Genomic DNA, 13,747 nt, shown 5'->3' with positions numbered 1-13,747 from the left:
AACCCCACCAGGAAGGCCAATTCCGATGACCAACCCGTTCGACGACGATGACGCCCAGTTCTACGTCCTGACCAACGACGAGGGCGAGCACTCGCTGTGGCCGATCTTCGCCGCTGTTCCAGGCGGCTGGACCATCGCCTACGGCGCGGCGGCCCGCCGCTCCTGCCTCGACTATGTCGAATCCCACTGGCTGGATATGCGTCCCAATTCGCTGATCGCGGCGATGCATCCGGAAGCCAACTGAATAGGCGGGGTGCGCCGGTCCTCATATCCCCCCTGCCGGCCGGTGCGCCCCGCCCCTCAAGCCCGGGTGCGTGGGGCGTCGATGACCATCCGCGCCTGCTGTCGCCAATCGGCGACCGCACGGCCCTGGAAGGGAGCGAGCGCGGCATCGAATTGTTTGGCGCGCTTGGTGACGGTGAGGCCGACGTAGGTGTGGCCGTTGGTGATCGCGCGTGTGGCCACCGAACAGGCTTCGTCCACCTCGCCCGAGCCGAGCAGGGCGGTGGCGTGTTCGAACCGGACCAGCGCGGGTTCCATTGTCTCGCTGGGGTCATAGAGTTCGATGGCGCGCGCGGCGGCTCCGGCGGTCTCCGTCGTGCGGCCCAAGCGGGAGTAGCCGATGGCCTGATAGAAGGCCAGCTTCTCCGGGCGGAAGGAAAAGATGCCGATCGAGAGTTGTTCTGCTGGAACATTTTCCAGTGCCCGCTCCGATCTCGAGATAGCGCGGGCGAAGCCGTCGAAATTACCGAGACTGGCGTGCGCGCGGGCCGCCATTCCCCACAACCAGGCCGCCGCCGGACCATGGCCCGGATTTTGTTCGAGCCGCGGGCCGAGCAGGTTCAAAACTTCCTTCGGTTTATCGCTATAGGTCGGTAAGTATGCCAATCCCGCGAGGGCGATGTCTTCGGAATAGCGATCGCCGATGTCCTGGGCGGCATGAATTGCGGTGGTGTACCACAATCGCGCCTGACCGAAATGTCCCTCGTTGAACAGAATTTCGCCGACCACATTCGCCAGGCGGCCCGCGGTACGGACCAGTCGGATTTGATGGTGAGTGGCCTGGCGCTCCGCGAGGCAGCCGCGGACCGCCCGGAACTGGTCGAGCGTGAGGTGCAGCAACTCGTGCGGCGGCACCTGCACGACCCGGGCGCCGAGGGTCTCGGCGGATTGCTCGAACAATCCCAGCCGCCGTTCGCTCATCGACCCGGCATCCAGGGTGGCGAGCATCTTCTCCGGTTCGCTGGCGACCATATCGGCCGCCTGTCCCGCCAGGCCCGCGCCGATGCAGGCCAGCAGTAATCGCCTTCTCACGTCGTCATCCTCGACTTCCTTGTCGAGCCCGATGTCCCTACCGAGCTGTGTCCGATCGAGCGCCGCGCCCGTATCTGCGGTGTTGTGGGCCGTCGTGAGTCCGGTCGCGGGCGGCGGCTCGCAGGTCGCTCGAAACGACGCTGCGATCGCGCGCTCGAATCGCGCGATGACGACCGAATCGGCCTGCGATAGCGCTCGATCGAGCAAACGCCTGCTTGCGGCATGCATCCGGGTTGTCCGGCCGTTCTCCCACAAGATCACGGTGCGCGGGGTGACGCCCACCAAACGCGCGAACTCATAGCGACTTCGCTTCATCGCCGCGCGAAGAGCGAGTACGTCTTCGCCGGTCCAATCGACCTCAACCATAGGTCCTGCTTCCTCATACCAGGCTGATTCAATCGGAAATTACTCGCATTTATCACCTTCGGCTCTGTTATAGACCGAATCGCAACGTGCACGCTGAAGCGGTACCCGGCACCGGAATATTGTGCCCCAAACCCTTTCGGGGGCGCACGCTCTCCGGAGCCCGACGCACGGTCCCGGCGCTGCACCGATCCAACAGCGTTGATGGCGGGCTCCGGCGGGCCGCCGGTGCCGGGTGCACTTATCTGCGCGGAGGTGAACAATGGACGTTTTGCATTCGGATATCCGGGAATTGTGGCTGGTGCAGAGCCGTGATTGTGGTCAAGAACCGGTGGGGCTCAGCTATGACCGCGCCCGCTTCATCCTCTCCGTCCACGCCGGTCACGGCGCCCGCTGTCGCCAGTACCTGGCCGCCTCCGCCCACTGCTTCCGGCGCGCCGCCGAGAAGTAGTCGCCGTCCTGATGGGGGGTCTCGGTGCGGCGTTCGTTTATCGAGCGCCGCACCGGGTTCGGTCGCTCAGTTCGCGGAGCGCTCGGCGAAGACCGTGCGCGCCACGGTTATTCCGTTCAGGGCGGCCGGGAAGCCGGCGTAACTGGCCATCTGCGTGATGATTTCGACGACCTCGGTCTCGGTGCCGCCGACGTTCAGCAGGCCGTGGATGTGCACCCCGAGTTGCGGCGCGACGGTGCCGAGCGCGGTGCACATCGCGACCGTGACCATCTCGCGGGTCTTCAGGTCCAGGCCTGGCCGCGAATACACGTCGCCGAAGGTGTATTCGATGATGTAGCGGCCCAGATCCGGTGCGATATCACGCAGCCCGGCCACCACCTGCTCACCCGCATGCCCATCGATCTCCGTGAACTTCGCATTCCCCCGCTCGAACCGGTCCCCCTCCGGTGCCGGCGCGGGCTCGGCGGCGGGGAGATCTGTGCGCGCCTCGAACACCTCGCGCGCCGCACCGATCCCATTGAGCGCGGCGGGGAACCCCGCGTAAACGCTGACCTGAATCAGCGTCTCCACGATCTCCTCGCGCGTGCATCCGACATTCAGCGCACCATCGATATGAAACCGCAACTGCGGCAGCGCATTACCCAAAGCGGCCAACGCCGCAACGGTAGCGAGCTGCCGCTCCCGCAATGTCAGCCCCGGCCGCGACAAGACGTCCCCATATCCGAACTCGACGGTCAGTCGGCCGAGATCCGGCGCGATATCCGCCAGACTGTCGAGCACGGCGGGCCGCTCCTGCCCGCCGATCCGCTGCAGCAGAGCCAACCCACGCTCGAACCGATCATTGCTGGTAGAGGTCACTGTGTTCGTCATGCCCCGAACTCTAGAAGTTGGAGCACACTCCAGCGCAAGACCTGGATGGGGCGCCGCCGAAATCAGGTGAATTTCGGGGTCGGACCCTGATGTGTGGGGGCGGGGTGGGTTCTTAGCGTCGAGGGATGCGACTTGTGACGGTAGGTATCGCTGTTGGTGTGGTTGCTCTGCTCGCGGGATGTGCGATGGATTCTGAGGTATCGGACGGGGTATCGGAGAACAGGATTCGCGTTGTGCAGGGGGATATCGATCGGGCCGTGGACGGTGGTGTCACGGGGATGATCGCGACGCTCACCGAGAACGGGAAGACGGTGACGCTCACCAGCGGGGTCGCCGATATCGGTACCCGGTCGCCGATTCCGGCGCAGCCGCCGCAGCAGGTGCGGGTGGGCAGTATCAGTAAGACGTTCGTCAGTGCGGTGGTGTTGCAGTTGGTGGCGGAGGGAAAGATTCGGCTCGACGAGCCGCTGGAGACGTATCTGCCGGGGATGTTGCGGGGGGAGGGGATCGATGGGCGGGTGATCACCGTGCGGCAGATCTTGGGGCACCAGAGTGGTTTACCCGATTTCACCGATGACCCGAGTGTCGATGAGTACCGGGCGGCGCTGGAGGGGCGGATCATGACGCCCGCGGAGGAGATCGCGATCGTCCTCGGCAGGCCAGCGGATTTCGCACCCGGTGCGCGTTTCGAGTACAGCAACTCCAACTACATCGTTGCGGGTGTGCTGGTCGAACGTGTCACCGGCGCGCCCTATGCCGACGAGTTGAATCGCCGCATCCTGAAGCCGTTGGGTCTCGATGACACCTACTTGCCGGGTCCGGGTGAGCTCGATATCCGCGGCCCACATCCCAAGGGCTACGCCGATATCGACGGTGTGGTGACCGATGTATCGCGGATCGAGCCTTCGGTGCCGTGGGGTGCGGGTGCGATGGTCTCCACCGGCAACGACCTGAACCGCTTCTATCAGGCGCTGTTGGCCGGGCAGGTGGTGCCCGCGGCCGAGTTGAAGGAGATGCGGGCCGGTGTGCCGATGGGCCAGCAGGATATGGACTACGGACTCGGCATCGGCTCCACCCACTTGCCGTGCGGCGCGGAATATGTCGGCCATACCGGCGGCATCAGCGGATTCCTGACGGTGTCCGGCGCGACACCGGAGGGTCGGGCGGTGACCTACGCATTCACCAAGCCCCCGAACGCCATCCCCGATCTGACGACCATCCTGGCGCACGCCCTCTGCCCCTGAAGAGAATCCACACCAACATCGGAGCGAAGCGGACGATGCCGTGAGCGACTGGTCTTGGAATACCTAGCCACTCTTTTCCGGTCGCCCCTGCATCAGCGAAACCCCGGCTTCACCATGCCCCTCTGGGAGCCGTTCGAACTCGCAGACCGCGAAGTCCACAAAGCCGGCCAACCCAACATCTTCGCCGCCATCGACCGCCGCTACCCGATCCGCTAGCCCGCCACCACCCGTCGACGCTTCGACTACGTTCGCCGGAACGGTGTGCGCAGGTACCAGGGGATGGGGGTGCAATGCCGTGGGAGGCGCGTTGCTCGTTATTGCACTCTCCTGCCGTCAAACGGGGCTGGGCGGACCAAACCTTGCTTATGTTACTAGCGATTCTTCGATTCTGAACCGAATGTTAGCTGGCTACGCGGTGTTGTAGGCAGGTTTTCGGAGAACTAAGTGTTGCGAAGTTCTTCCCCAATCGACGGAATCATGCGTAACATACGCAGCCATACCCGGCCGATCGGAGGGCGATGGCCGGACTCGCGCCGTAGCGATACCTCGATGTGGCGAGTGTCCGGCCGTCCGTTCGGGCGGCGTTGGAAAGGACACAGGCGCATGTTGAAGAAGCTGGATCGAATATTCAGCTACGAGATGAAGGTCTCCGAGTTCCTCGGCACCATCGTCATTCTGGCCATACCGTATGGGCTGGTCGGGCTCATCTGGACGCTGACTCACACCAGTCATCTGCACCGCATGCACGGCATCGACGTGATCATCTCCTTCCTCGGCTCGGTCGTGTGCTGGCCGGTGCTCACCTTCTCGAATGTGTGCATGACCTGATGATGATCTTGGTTTGGCTCATCGACATCTTGGTGATCGGCGTCAAGATCCTCGGGGGGCGTATGAAAGTCAATCCGGTGCTGCGGCTCGGGCTCTGGCTCGCCGTGCTCAGCACAGCCGTCGCCGGCATCGCCGCGCTCGGCTACCTCCTGGTGCTGCTGCAGCATCAGCTGAGCGGTCCCGCATGAGTACCCAGGTCACCGAACGGCCCACTGAACCAACCGATCTGGAGCGTGCGGTCGAGGATCTGAAGGGGCTGTGGCGGCGCCATCCGCAGCGGTCACTGGAGACGCTGGGCCGTCAGGTCCGGCTGATGCGCGATGCGTTCATCGAGATGGTGCGCGCGATGCTGGTGCGCCGCTTCCCATTTCAGGAGTTCATCAAGCAGTGCGCCTTCATGGCGAGCGTGTCGGCCGCGCCGACCGTCTTCGTCGCGATTCCGGTCGCCGTCGTTGTCTCCATTCAGGTCGGCGCGCTGGTGAATCAGGTTGGTGCGACGACGTTTATCGGCGCGGTCAGCGGTCTGGGCATCATTCGTCAGGGCGCGCCGCTGGTCACCTCGCTGATGATCGCGGGCGCGGTCGGCTCAGCCATCTGCGCCGACCTCGGCTCCCGCACCATCCGCGAGGAGATCGACGCCATGATGGTGATGGGCGTCGATCCGGTGCGCCGGTTGGTCGCGCCGCGGCTGCTGGCCGCGATCCTGGTCAGCATCCTGCTGTGCGGGTTCGTGGTCTTCGTCGGCTTCGCCACCGGCTACATGTTCAACGTGTACGCCCAGGGCGGTACGGCGGGCTCGTTCATCAGCACCTTCGCCTCCTTCGCGGTGGCGAACGATCTGGTGGTAGCACTGCTGAAGGCGGCCATCTTCGGTGCGCTCACCGCAATTATCGCCTGCGACATCGGATTACACACCAAGGGCGGTCCGGGCGGTGTCGCGAATTCGGTGAATGCCGCGGTGGTCAATTCGGCGCTGATGCTGTTCGCCACCAACATCATCATCACCCAGATCTACAACACCCTCTTCCCGGCGAAGGTGATCTGAGATGGGCACCCGATACACCCCACCCGCGCTGAAACCGTTCCGCGCGGCAGGCGCGGTGGCTCGCATACCGATCCAGGCCAATCAGCGACTGGGCCACCAGGCCATCACGTTCTTCCAGGCCGTGGCGGCAATTCCCTTCGTGCTCAGGCACTATCGCAAGGAAGTGCTGCGGCTGACCGCCGACGTCGGCTGGGGAAATGGCTCGCTCATCGTCGGCGGCGGCACCGTCGGCGTCGTCATCATCCTGTGCGGATTCGGCGGAATCACCGTCGGCATGGAGTCCTATACCGCGCTGAACCTGCTCACCATGAACCCGCTGACCGGCGCGATCTCGGGTTTCGCGACCACAAGGGAAATCGGCCCGATTCTGGCGACGCTCGCCTTCGCCATCCAGGCCGGTTGCCGATTCACCGCGCAGCTGGGCGCCATGCGGATCTCCGAGGAGATCGACGCACTGGAATCCATTGCCATCAGGCCGCTTCCGTACCTGGTCACCACACGGATGATCGCCGCGACCCTGACGATCATCCCGCTCTACAGCGTGGGTCTCGCGGTGGCGTATCTGATGACGAAGCTGGCCGTGCTATTCCTCGGCGGCACCTCCGCCGGGACCTACGACCACTACTTCTTCCAATTCCTCAACGGCATCGATGTCTTGTTCTCGGTCATCAAAGTCGTCGTGTTCGTACTCATTTCGACCTTCATCCAGTGCTACTACGGCTTCATCGCCACCGGTGGTCCGGAAGGGGTCGGCCACGCGGCCGGGCGGGCGATCAAGATGGTGATCGTCGTCATGGTGTTCGTGAATCTGTTTCTGACCCTCGCGATCTGGGGCATCGACCCCGGCTTCCGAATCTCGGGATAGGCCGCCGATGCTGCTCGATCCAAGTGGGCGTGGACCCACCGCCCGTCAACTCACCCTCGCCGGGATCGCCATGGCCACCGCCACGGCGCTGCTGCTATATCTGCTCGGGCTGCGCTATGCCGGCTATTTCGAAGACAAGGTCTCCGTCGTCGCCGTGCTCACCAGCACCGGAGACGGGCTGCCCACCCATGCGGATGTGAAATTCCGCGGAATGGTGGTCGGTTCCGTGGCCGGTGTCGAAGTCGTTGCCAAGGGGCAGCGCCAGAATGCCGACCTGGATCTGAAACCCGCTGTGGCGGGCCTGATTCCGTCCGACGTCACGGCGCGGGTGATCCCGAACAATATCTTCGGCGTCACCGCCATCGAGTTGGTCGACAACGGGCACACCACCGATACCTTGCGCGCGGGCGCCCGAATTCCCGAGGACACCAGCACCGGCACCGTGCAATTGCAGACCACGCTCAGTGTGCTGCGCGATGTGCTCGACCATATTCAGCCGGAGAAGCTGGGCCGGGTGCTCGCCACGCTGGCCGACGCACTCGATCCCGGGGCGCGGGTACCGGGTTCCACCGTGGAACGCCTCGATACCTGGCTCACCCAGGTACACGCGATTCCCGGCATCGGCGATCTGCTCGGCAACCTGGGCCGGGCAGTGACGGCACTGAGCGTTTCCGCGCCGGAGCTGGTCGGCGTGCTGTCCGATTCGGTCACCACGGCGCGCACGCTCACCGAGCGGCGGGACAATCTCGTCGCGCTGCTGACCGATGCGAGCGGCGCGGTCGACGAGGTCAACACGCTGTTCGCGCGGAATCCGGACTCGGGCAAGGATCTGGTCGCCGGATTGGACGGCCTGTTCGGCAGTATTGCCAGGGATCCGCAGGCCATCCCGGATACTGCCGCCAATTTCAACGCCGCGCTGCAGCGGTTGCGCACGGCGTTCGGTTTCGGGCCGAGTCGGCAGATGGTGTGGAAGATGGACGTCAGCTTCACGCCGTTCCAGCAGTACACCGCCAAGGATTGCCCGCACTACGGCACCATGGCCGGTCCCCGCTGCGGCGGCAGTACGGTGCCCGATGTCGCTGCGCCACAGGAGTTTCCGGCGCAACTCATGCCCAAGCGATTGGCCACAGCGGGACCCGCCGCTCCGACGCAGGGGTTGCCCGCCATTCCCGGCCTGCCGAGTATCCCGGGCATTACGGCACCGGCGGCTGCGACGGATCGACCCGCCCAGCCGAATTCGGACGGTCTGCGCGGACTGGATGCCGCCGCGGCGATCGTCGGTGGTCGCCCGACCGCCGCGCAATACCTGCTGCTGGCTCCGGTGCTGGCCGGTGGCTCGGTGACCGTCTACGACACCGCACCGAACGAGGGGGGATGAGCGCATGAGATCAGGCAGGGCATTGGCCGGATTCAGCCTGTTCGCGGTGGTCGCGGTGCTGTTGACCTACACGATCTGGTCGACATTGCAGCGTTCGGTGACCGGCGATACCGATTCGTACTCGGCTACTTTCACCGATGTGCTCGGCCTGCGCGTCGGCGATGACATCCGGATGGCGGGTGTGCGGGTCGGGCGGGTCGACGCCATCGACTTCGACGGCGATTACCAGGCGCGCGTCGACTTTCGCATCCAGCACGATCAGCGACTGACCACGACGACGAAAGCCCTTGTGCGCTACCAGAATCTGATCGGCCAACGCTATATCGCCCTGGTGCCCGGCAAGGCGGACGGCGCGGTCATGGCGGCCGGATCGGCGATTCCCGTCGACCGCACCGAACCGTCATTCGATGTGTCGTCGCTGCTCTCGGGTTTCGAGCCATTGTTCAGCGTGCTGCAACCGGATCAGATCAATTCGCTGTCGGAAACCCTGATCCAGGCCCTACAGGGCAATAATGTGTCGCTCAGCGCGCTGATCACCCAGGCGGCCGAACTCGCGGGCACCTTCGGTCAGCGCGACAAGATCCTCGGCGATGTCATCGGCAATCTCAGCAGCGTGATCGCGGGCCTCGCCAATCGCAGTGGCGAGTTGGAAACCCTGATCACCCAGGCGCGTGCATTGGTGGAATCGCTGTACGCACAGGGGGAATCGCTGAAATCCTCGGTCGATACCGTTGCGAAATCCACCGATTCGCTGGCCGCCCTGATAGGCCAGGTGAAGCCGAATCTGGCGCGGGCACAGAACGATGCGACCAGTGGTGTCGCCCTGTTGATCCTCAATGGTGCGTCACTGGATCAGGCCGCGGTCGAACTGCCGAACATCCTCAACGGACTCGCCCGGTTCACCAGCTACGGCGCATACGCCAATGCCTATATCTGCTCGCTGGATGTGTCGCTGTGGGGTGTGCTGCTGCCGCCCGGGCTGTTCTCGCAGGTCGGCGGCAATTCTCACTCGGAGGTCTGCCGATGATCGCACTGGTCGGGCGGGTGCGTCCGGTACGCAATCGCCTGTTGTGGCTGGGTCTGCTCGCGGCGGGTTCGGTGGTCGTACTGCTCGTCGGTTCGAGTGCGCTGTCGCAGGCGCACCTGGGCGATAAGACGATTCACGCCGAATTCGCCCAGGCGGCGGGTCTGCGGTCGGGGGCGTCGGTGGATGTGTCGGGCATAGCGGTGGGCTCGGTGAGCGCGGTGCGACTCGACGGCGCGAAGGTGGTCGTGGATCTGAAGGTGCGCAAGGATCTTCGGCTCGGCCCGGATGCCTCGGCCGCCATCAAGATGACAACCATTCTCGGAAAATTGCACGTCGAACTGCTGCCCGGCAATGGAAAAGGACTGCCGGACAGCCGAATTCCGCTGAAGCAGACCTCTGTGCCGTACAACCTCGGCAAGGTCATCCAGGATCCGGTGTACAAATCATCCTTCGAGCGCATCGAACGCCTGGATCCGGCGAAGCTGCGGCAGTCCCTGGACGTGCTGAGCCAGCAGATGGGCGACTCCCCGCAGCTCACCGTCGAGGCGCTGAACAGCATCGGCGCCTTGGCCAAGGTGATCAACGATCGCCGGGACGAGGTGGACACGCTGCTGAAGAGCATGGACCAGGTGGCCCAGCTGGCCTCCGACAATCGCAATAGCGTCCTGCTGTTGCTGACCCGCGGCGAGGCCATCGGCAATGCCGTCGCGCTGCGCCAGAGCCTGCTGAAGCAACTGCTCGACAATGTGGCGAGCCTGTCGCGGCTGCTGCAGGAGATAGGTCTGGAGAACCAGGATCAGCTCGGTCCGTTGATCCAGAACCTGAACACCATGTCCGAGGGCCTGGAGAAGAACCGGGACAACCTCGACTCGCTCTACGAAATCATGCCGGTTGCGTTGCGGCAGTTCAACAATGCGCTCGGCAACGGCCCGTACGGCGATGTGTGGGCGCCGTGGGTATTCCCGGACAACTGGCTGTGCTTCGCCCAGGCCGTACAGGGGTGCAACTGATGAAGTCAGGTAATTTTCTGAAATCCGCGGTCCTCGGCGTGGCCGTGACCGTGGCGACCGGCTGTTCGCTATTGCCGGACAGCCTCACCGCGCTCCCGGATCAATATCTCGGCGAACATCTGCGCATCAGTGCCGACTTCGAGAATGTCGCCGGCCTGTACGCGGGCAACGATGTGGCGGTTCTCGGTGTGCCGGTGGGCCGGGTCGATACTGTCACGCCCAAGGGCAGCTATGTGGAAGTCACCATGTCCGTCGACAAGGGCGTGCGGATCCCGGCCGATGCGATGGCGGCGCTGGTTTCGCCACAGCTGATCACCAATCGGCATGTGGAACTCGCCCCCGCCTACGAGGGCAACGGTCCGGTGCTGACCGACGGCCAACACATCCCGCTCGCCCGCACCCGCACCCCGGTCGAACTCGACCGCATCCTCGAAACTTTCGACCAGCTCGGCAATGCGCTCGAGGGGGACAATGAAACCGGCCCGATGGCGAGCCGGGTGCTGTTCCCGCTGTTGAACGGCAATGGGGACAAGCTGCGTCAGACGCTCGACGACCTGTCCTCGGCCTTCCAGGTCACCCTCGCCAATGGCGACCAGATCTCCAACACCATCGTAAAGCTCAACGAGATCACCGAGATCATCGCCCAGAACGACCAGACGGTACGGGATTTCAGCGGCCGACTCACCGAGCTCGTGCAGCTGATGGGGGAGCAGGCGCCCGGGCTGCAGGCGGTGATCACCCAGCTCAATGACTTCGTCACCAACACCTCCACCGTCGTCGGCCAGAACCGCGAGCAACTGCTCGGCGCGCTGACCCGGTTCACGACCCTGACCACGCAGATGCGGGCCAATGCGCGTGGCCTGACCGAAATCACCGATGTCACACCGCTTTTCTTCCAGAACTTCGCCAATGCGGTGAGCCACGAGGACCGGGCATTGCGCCTGCACGGTCTGCTCGACAAGGCGGTGCTGGACGGTGAGGCGCTATCGCTGTTCTGTGCACGCATCCAGTTGCGACTCGATGGCTGCCGCACGGGGAAGATCCAGGACTTCGGACCCGATTTCGGGCTGACCGCCGCACTGCTCGGGATCACCAAATGAGGGCGGCGCGCTCGGCTTTCCTGGCAGCGGCGGTGGTCGTCGCAACGGCGGGGTGTGCCGTGACGGTCGACAATGTGCCGCTGCCCAAGCCGGGCATCGGCGGACCGGGCTATGAGCTGCACGCCGTCTTCAAGGACGCGCTCAACCTGCCCGCGAACGCACACGTGAAAATCGGCGGCACCGAAATCGGCATGGTCTCCAGGATCAGCACCACGAACTTCCTCGCCGACGTGGAAATGCGGATCCGACGCGACATCCAACTGCCCCGCGGCACCACCGCAGAGCTGCGCCAGGCCACCCCGCTCGGTGACATGTTCGTCGCCATGACCCTGCCCGCCGAGCGGGAGAGCGCCGATATGCTTCGGCCCGGCGACACCATCGCGCCCGACCACACCGGTACCGGCGCATCGGTCGAACAGCTGATGATGTCGATCTCCATGCTGCTCAATGGCGGTGGGCTCAACCAGGTCGCGCGGATAACCACCGAGATGAACTCGATGTTCGCCGGGCGCGCGCCGCAGCTCGGGCATCTGATCACCGAGATGACCGATGTGCTCGCGGCACTCAACGCGCGCACCGCCGATGTCGACAGCGTGCTCTCCGGCCTGAATGTGCTCACCGGCGAATTGGCCAGGCGCAAGGCCGAATTGGGCGCGGCCGCGGATACCTTCCCGCCACTGATCGGGTTGGTTGCCGAAAACAACAGGAGCATTGCCGAACTCGTCGCCAAGGTATCGGTGACCATGTCGGCGCTCGGCGATTTCACCGACACCACCGGTCCGGAATTCCTGAGCCTGTTCGACAGCATCCAGCGGCTGATGTCCGGATTCACCCAGATGGGCGATAATCTCGCGGGCACGCTGGACGGCCTGCACGCCGTCTACCCCAATGTGATGGCCAGCTACGAGGGGCCGGTGCTCGCGGTCGCCGCGACGGTCTCCTACCTGGATATCGGCGCGCTCACCGATCCGAAGGGCAGCCGATGGCCCGAAATCGGGGATGTACCGGCATTTATCGGCAGTCTCGCCGAGGTCATCCAGAAGGTCATCGGACGATTGCAGGGCGGTGGGCGATGAATATTCCGCTGTGGCACTGGCTGGTTCGACATCGGATCGCGGTGGCCAATATCGGATTGGTCGTCGTGCTGGTGCTCGGCATGTCCTATCTCGGTGCGGCCGTGCTGCGGATCAATCCGCTGCCGAGCACCTACCGGGTCCGGGTGGAGCTGAAGAGCTCGGGCGGCTTGGCGGCGAACAATGATGTCACCTTTCGCGGCAGCCGGGTCGGCAAGGTGCTCGAGGTCCGGGTATCCGGTGACGGCGTCGCCGCCATTGCCGAAATCGACGACAGCGCAAGGATTCCGGTGGGCGGCACCGTTGCCGTCGGCAGGCTCTCGGCGGCCGGCGAGCAGTACCTGGACTTTCGGCCCGACTCCGACAGCGGACCGTATCTGTCCGACGGCTCGATCGTCGAACGCGCGGCGACCAGCACCCCGGTGACGGTGCAGTCGGTGCTCGCGAATATGAGCGGCCTGATCGGCGGGATGAACCCGACTCGACTCAACGTGATCATCGACGAACTCGACAAGGCGCTGGCCGGTGGTCCGGACCGGTTGCGCAATATGGTCGCCGGAATCAGCCGGGCCATGTCCGGCCTGACCGATCTGCTGCCGCAGACCCAGCGCTTGATCGAGAACCTGCAGGTCATCGCCGAAACCACTACGCATGCGCAACCCGATCTGGCCACGCTGACCACCGGATCGAGTGCCCTGTTCCAGCAGTTGACCGCGGCCGATCAGGAAGTGCGCAAATTCCTGGATCTGGGACCCGGCCAACTGGCCACACTCGGCGGCATCGTGCACGACACCCAGGACCCGATGACAAACCTCATCACCAACTTCGTCGCCATCACCAAGGCGGCCAAGCTGCGGCAACCGGCCATCGAGGCACTGTTCCCCGCGCTGCGTGTGGGTTCGGAGGCCATCGGTATTCCGGTGCACGACCACGCCTTCAATACGCTGGTCGACCCCTGGCCACGGCCGACCTGCGACTACCAGACGGTGCCCGTCGTGCCGACCGACAAGGTCGTCGATACCAGGGTGCGGCTCTACAACTACTGCGTCACCTCCGATCCCGCACTCCAGGTGCGCGGTTCGGCGAATGCGCCGCGACCCGATCTGCCGGACAACGGTTCCGGCCCGCCGCCCGGCGTCACCGGCAATGAACTGTCCCGACCCGCACCCGGCAGATAGG

At 64.5% G+C, this 13,747-nt stretch carries 15 protein-coding genes; 13 read left to right on the top strand and 2 right to left on the bottom strand.

Translation table 11 applies throughout. From position 1 onward, the window contains the following. Positions 1 to 25: 25 nt before the first annotated feature. A complete protein-coding gene (locus tag ACHQ4I_RS16630; RefSeq protein ID WP_420772604.1) occupies positions 26 to 244 on the top strand; it encodes an MbtH family protein in 219 nt (72 codons plus the stop codon). Between the two features lie 56 nt (positions 245 to 300). Here ACHQ4I_RS16630 and ACHQ4I_RS16625 read toward each other — a convergent pair whose 3' ends face one another. Continuing rightward, entirely contained in the window at positions 301 to 1,680 is a 1,380-nt protein-coding gene (locus ACHQ4I_RS16625; RefSeq protein WP_420772603.1) for an NsdA family TPR-like regulatory protein, read from the bottom strand. A gap of 259 nt (positions 1,681 to 1,939) precedes the next feature. Between ACHQ4I_RS16625 and ACHQ4I_RS16620 the strand changes: the two genes are divergently transcribed. Further along, on the top strand, positions 1,940 to 2,128 hold the full coding sequence (locus tag ACHQ4I_RS16620; protein ID WP_420772602.1) for a hypothetical protein: 189 nt from the start codon (positions 1,940 to 1,942) through the stop codon (positions 2,126 to 2,128). A gap of 66 nt (positions 2,129 to 2,194) precedes the next feature. Here ACHQ4I_RS16620 and ACHQ4I_RS16615 read toward each other — a convergent pair whose 3' ends face one another. Continuing rightward, complete coding sequence (locus ACHQ4I_RS16615; protein ID WP_420772601.1) at positions 2,195 to 2,998, bottom strand: carboxymuconolactone decarboxylase family protein; 804 nt, start codon at positions 2,996 to 2,998, stop codon at positions 2,195 to 2,197. Positions 2,999 to 3,183: 185 nt separating this feature from the next. Here ACHQ4I_RS16615 and ACHQ4I_RS16610 point away from each other — a divergent pair, with 185 nt between their 5' ends. From ACHQ4I_RS16610 to ACHQ4I_RS16560, 11 genes are all read left to right on the top strand, one after another. Beyond that, positions 3,184 to 4,242 carry a serine hydrolase domain-containing protein gene (locus ACHQ4I_RS16610; protein ID WP_420772600.1) on the top strand — a complete coding sequence of 353 codons (1,059 nt, stop codon included), beginning with the start codon at positions 3,184 to 3,186 and terminating at the stop codon, positions 4,240 to 4,242. A gap of 603 nt (positions 4,243 to 4,845) precedes the next feature. Continuing rightward, positions 4,846 to 5,070 carry a hypothetical protein gene (locus tag ACHQ4I_RS16605; protein ID WP_420772599.1) on the top strand — a complete coding sequence of 75 codons (225 nt, stop codon included), beginning with the start codon at positions 4,846 to 4,848 and terminating at the stop codon, positions 5,068 to 5,070. Further along, positions 5,070 to 5,258 carry a hypothetical protein gene (locus tag ACHQ4I_RS16600; RefSeq protein ID WP_420772598.1) on the top strand — a complete coding sequence of 63 codons (189 nt, stop codon included), beginning with the start codon at positions 5,070 to 5,072 and terminating at the stop codon, positions 5,256 to 5,258. Before ACHQ4I_RS16605 ends, ACHQ4I_RS16600 begins: the two co-directional genes overlap by 1 nt. Next, positions 5,255 to 6,115, top strand: a complete 861-nt coding sequence (locus ACHQ4I_RS16595; RefSeq protein WP_420772597.1) for an MlaE family ABC transporter permease — start codon at positions 5,255 to 5,257, stop codon at positions 6,113 to 6,115. The genes ACHQ4I_RS16600 and ACHQ4I_RS16595 overlap by 4 nt, the downstream gene beginning before the upstream one ends. Position 6,116: 1 nt before the next feature. After that, positions 6,117 to 6,980: an ABC transporter permease gene (locus tag ACHQ4I_RS16590; RefSeq protein WP_420772596.1), complete on the top strand. Its 864-nt coding sequence runs from the start codon at positions 6,117 to 6,119 to the stop codon at positions 6,978 to 6,980. Between the two features lie 7 nt (positions 6,981 to 6,987). Beyond that, on the top strand, positions 6,988 to 8,358 hold the full coding sequence (locus ACHQ4I_RS16585; protein WP_420772595.1) for an MCE family protein: 1,371 nt from the start codon (positions 6,988 to 6,990) through the stop codon (positions 8,356 to 8,358). Between the two features lie 4 nt (positions 8,359 to 8,362). Beyond that, positions 8,363 to 9,385, top strand: coding sequence for an MlaD family protein (locus ACHQ4I_RS16580; protein ID WP_420772594.1), 1,023 nt, complete (start codon positions 8,363 to 8,365; stop codon positions 9,383 to 9,385). Beyond that, positions 9,382 to 10,395: an MCE family protein gene (locus ACHQ4I_RS16575; RefSeq protein ID WP_420772593.1), complete on the top strand. Its 1,014-nt coding sequence runs from the start codon at positions 9,382 to 9,384 to the stop codon at positions 10,393 to 10,395. The genes ACHQ4I_RS16580 and ACHQ4I_RS16575 overlap by 4 nt, the downstream gene beginning before the upstream one ends. Beyond that, positions 10,395 to 11,495 (top strand): MCE family protein, encoded by a 1,101-nt coding sequence (locus ACHQ4I_RS16570; protein WP_420772592.1) that lies wholly within the window; start codon positions 10,395 to 10,397, stop codon positions 11,493 to 11,495. The genes ACHQ4I_RS16575 and ACHQ4I_RS16570 overlap by 1 nt, the downstream gene beginning before the upstream one ends. After that, entirely contained in the window at positions 11,492 to 12,571 is a 1,080-nt protein-coding gene (locus ACHQ4I_RS16565; RefSeq protein WP_420772591.1) for an MCE family protein, read from the top strand. Before ACHQ4I_RS16570 ends, ACHQ4I_RS16565 begins: the two co-directional genes overlap by 4 nt. Beyond that, positions 12,568 to 13,746, top strand: coding sequence for an MCE family protein (locus ACHQ4I_RS16560; protein WP_420772590.1), 1,179 nt, complete (start codon positions 12,568 to 12,570; stop codon positions 13,744 to 13,746). Before ACHQ4I_RS16565 ends, ACHQ4I_RS16560 begins: the two co-directional genes overlap by 4 nt. Position 13,747 lies beyond the last annotated feature (1 nt).

Origin of the sequence: Nocardia nepalensis, assembly GCF_048910785.1 — a bacterium.
Classification (GTDB): domain Bacteria; phylum Actinomycetota; class Actinomycetes; order Mycobacteriales; family Mycobacteriaceae; genus Nocardia; species Nocardia nepalensis.
Note: the sequence above shows the minus strand (reverse complement) of the source record. Positions and strands in the feature narration are given on the sequence as shown.

What these genes read in the sequence shown, in the direction of transcription:
- ACHQ4I_RS16605 (WP_420772599.1), top strand. Translation starts at nt 4,846, where the DNA reads ATGTTGAAGAAGCTGGATCGAATATTCAGCTACGAGATGAAGGTCTCC.
- ACHQ4I_RS16575 (WP_420772593.1), top strand. Translation starts at nt 9,382, where the DNA reads ATGATCGCACTGGTCGGGCGGGTGCGTCCGGTACGCAATCGCCTGTTG.
- ACHQ4I_RS16565 (WP_420772591.1), top strand. Translation starts at nt 11,492, where the DNA reads ATGAGGGCGGCGCGCTCGGCTTTCCTGGCAGCGGCGGTGGTCGTCGCA.
- ACHQ4I_RS16580 (WP_420772594.1), top strand. Translation starts at nt 8,363, where the DNA reads ATGAGATCAGGCAGGGCATTGGCCGGATTCAGCCTGTTCGCGGTGGTC.
- ACHQ4I_RS16610 (WP_420772600.1), top strand. Translation starts at nt 3,184, where the DNA reads ATGGATTCTGAGGTATCGGACGGGGTATCGGAGAACAGGATTCGCGTT.
- ACHQ4I_RS16625 (WP_420772603.1), bottom strand. Translation starts at nt 1,680, where the DNA reads ATGGTTGAGGTCGATTGGACCGGCGAAGACGTACTCGCTCTTCGCGCG.
- ACHQ4I_RS16630 (WP_420772604.1), top strand. Translation starts at nt 26, where the DNA reads ATGACCAACCCGTTCGACGACGATGACGCCCAGTTCTACGTCCTGACC.
- ACHQ4I_RS16620 (WP_420772602.1), top strand. Translation starts at nt 1,940, where the DNA reads ATGGACGTTTTGCATTCGGATATCCGGGAATTGTGGCTGGTGCAGAGC.
- ACHQ4I_RS16590 (WP_420772596.1), top strand. Translation starts at nt 6,117, where the DNA reads ATGGGCACCCGATACACCCCACCCGCGCTGAAACCGTTCCGCGCGGCA.
- ACHQ4I_RS16595 (WP_420772597.1), top strand. Translation starts at nt 5,255, where the DNA reads ATGAGTACCCAGGTCACCGAACGGCCCACTGAACCAACCGATCTGGAG.
- ACHQ4I_RS16570 (WP_420772592.1), top strand. Translation starts at nt 10,395, where the DNA reads ATGAAGTCAGGTAATTTTCTGAAATCCGCGGTCCTCGGCGTGGCCGTG.
- ACHQ4I_RS16615 (WP_420772601.1), bottom strand. Translation starts at nt 2,998, where the DNA reads ATGACGAACACAGTGACCTCTACCAGCAATGATCGGTTCGAGCGTGGG.
- ACHQ4I_RS16560 (WP_420772590.1), top strand. Translation starts at nt 12,568, where the DNA reads ATGAATATTCCGCTGTGGCACTGGCTGGTTCGACATCGGATCGCGGTG.
- ACHQ4I_RS16585 (WP_420772595.1), top strand. Translation starts at nt 6,988, where the DNA reads ATGCTGCTCGATCCAAGTGGGCGTGGACCCACCGCCCGTCAACTCACC.
- ACHQ4I_RS16600 (WP_420772598.1), top strand. Translation starts at nt 5,070, where the DNA reads ATGATGATCTTGGTTTGGCTCATCGACATCTTGGTGATCGGCGTCAAG.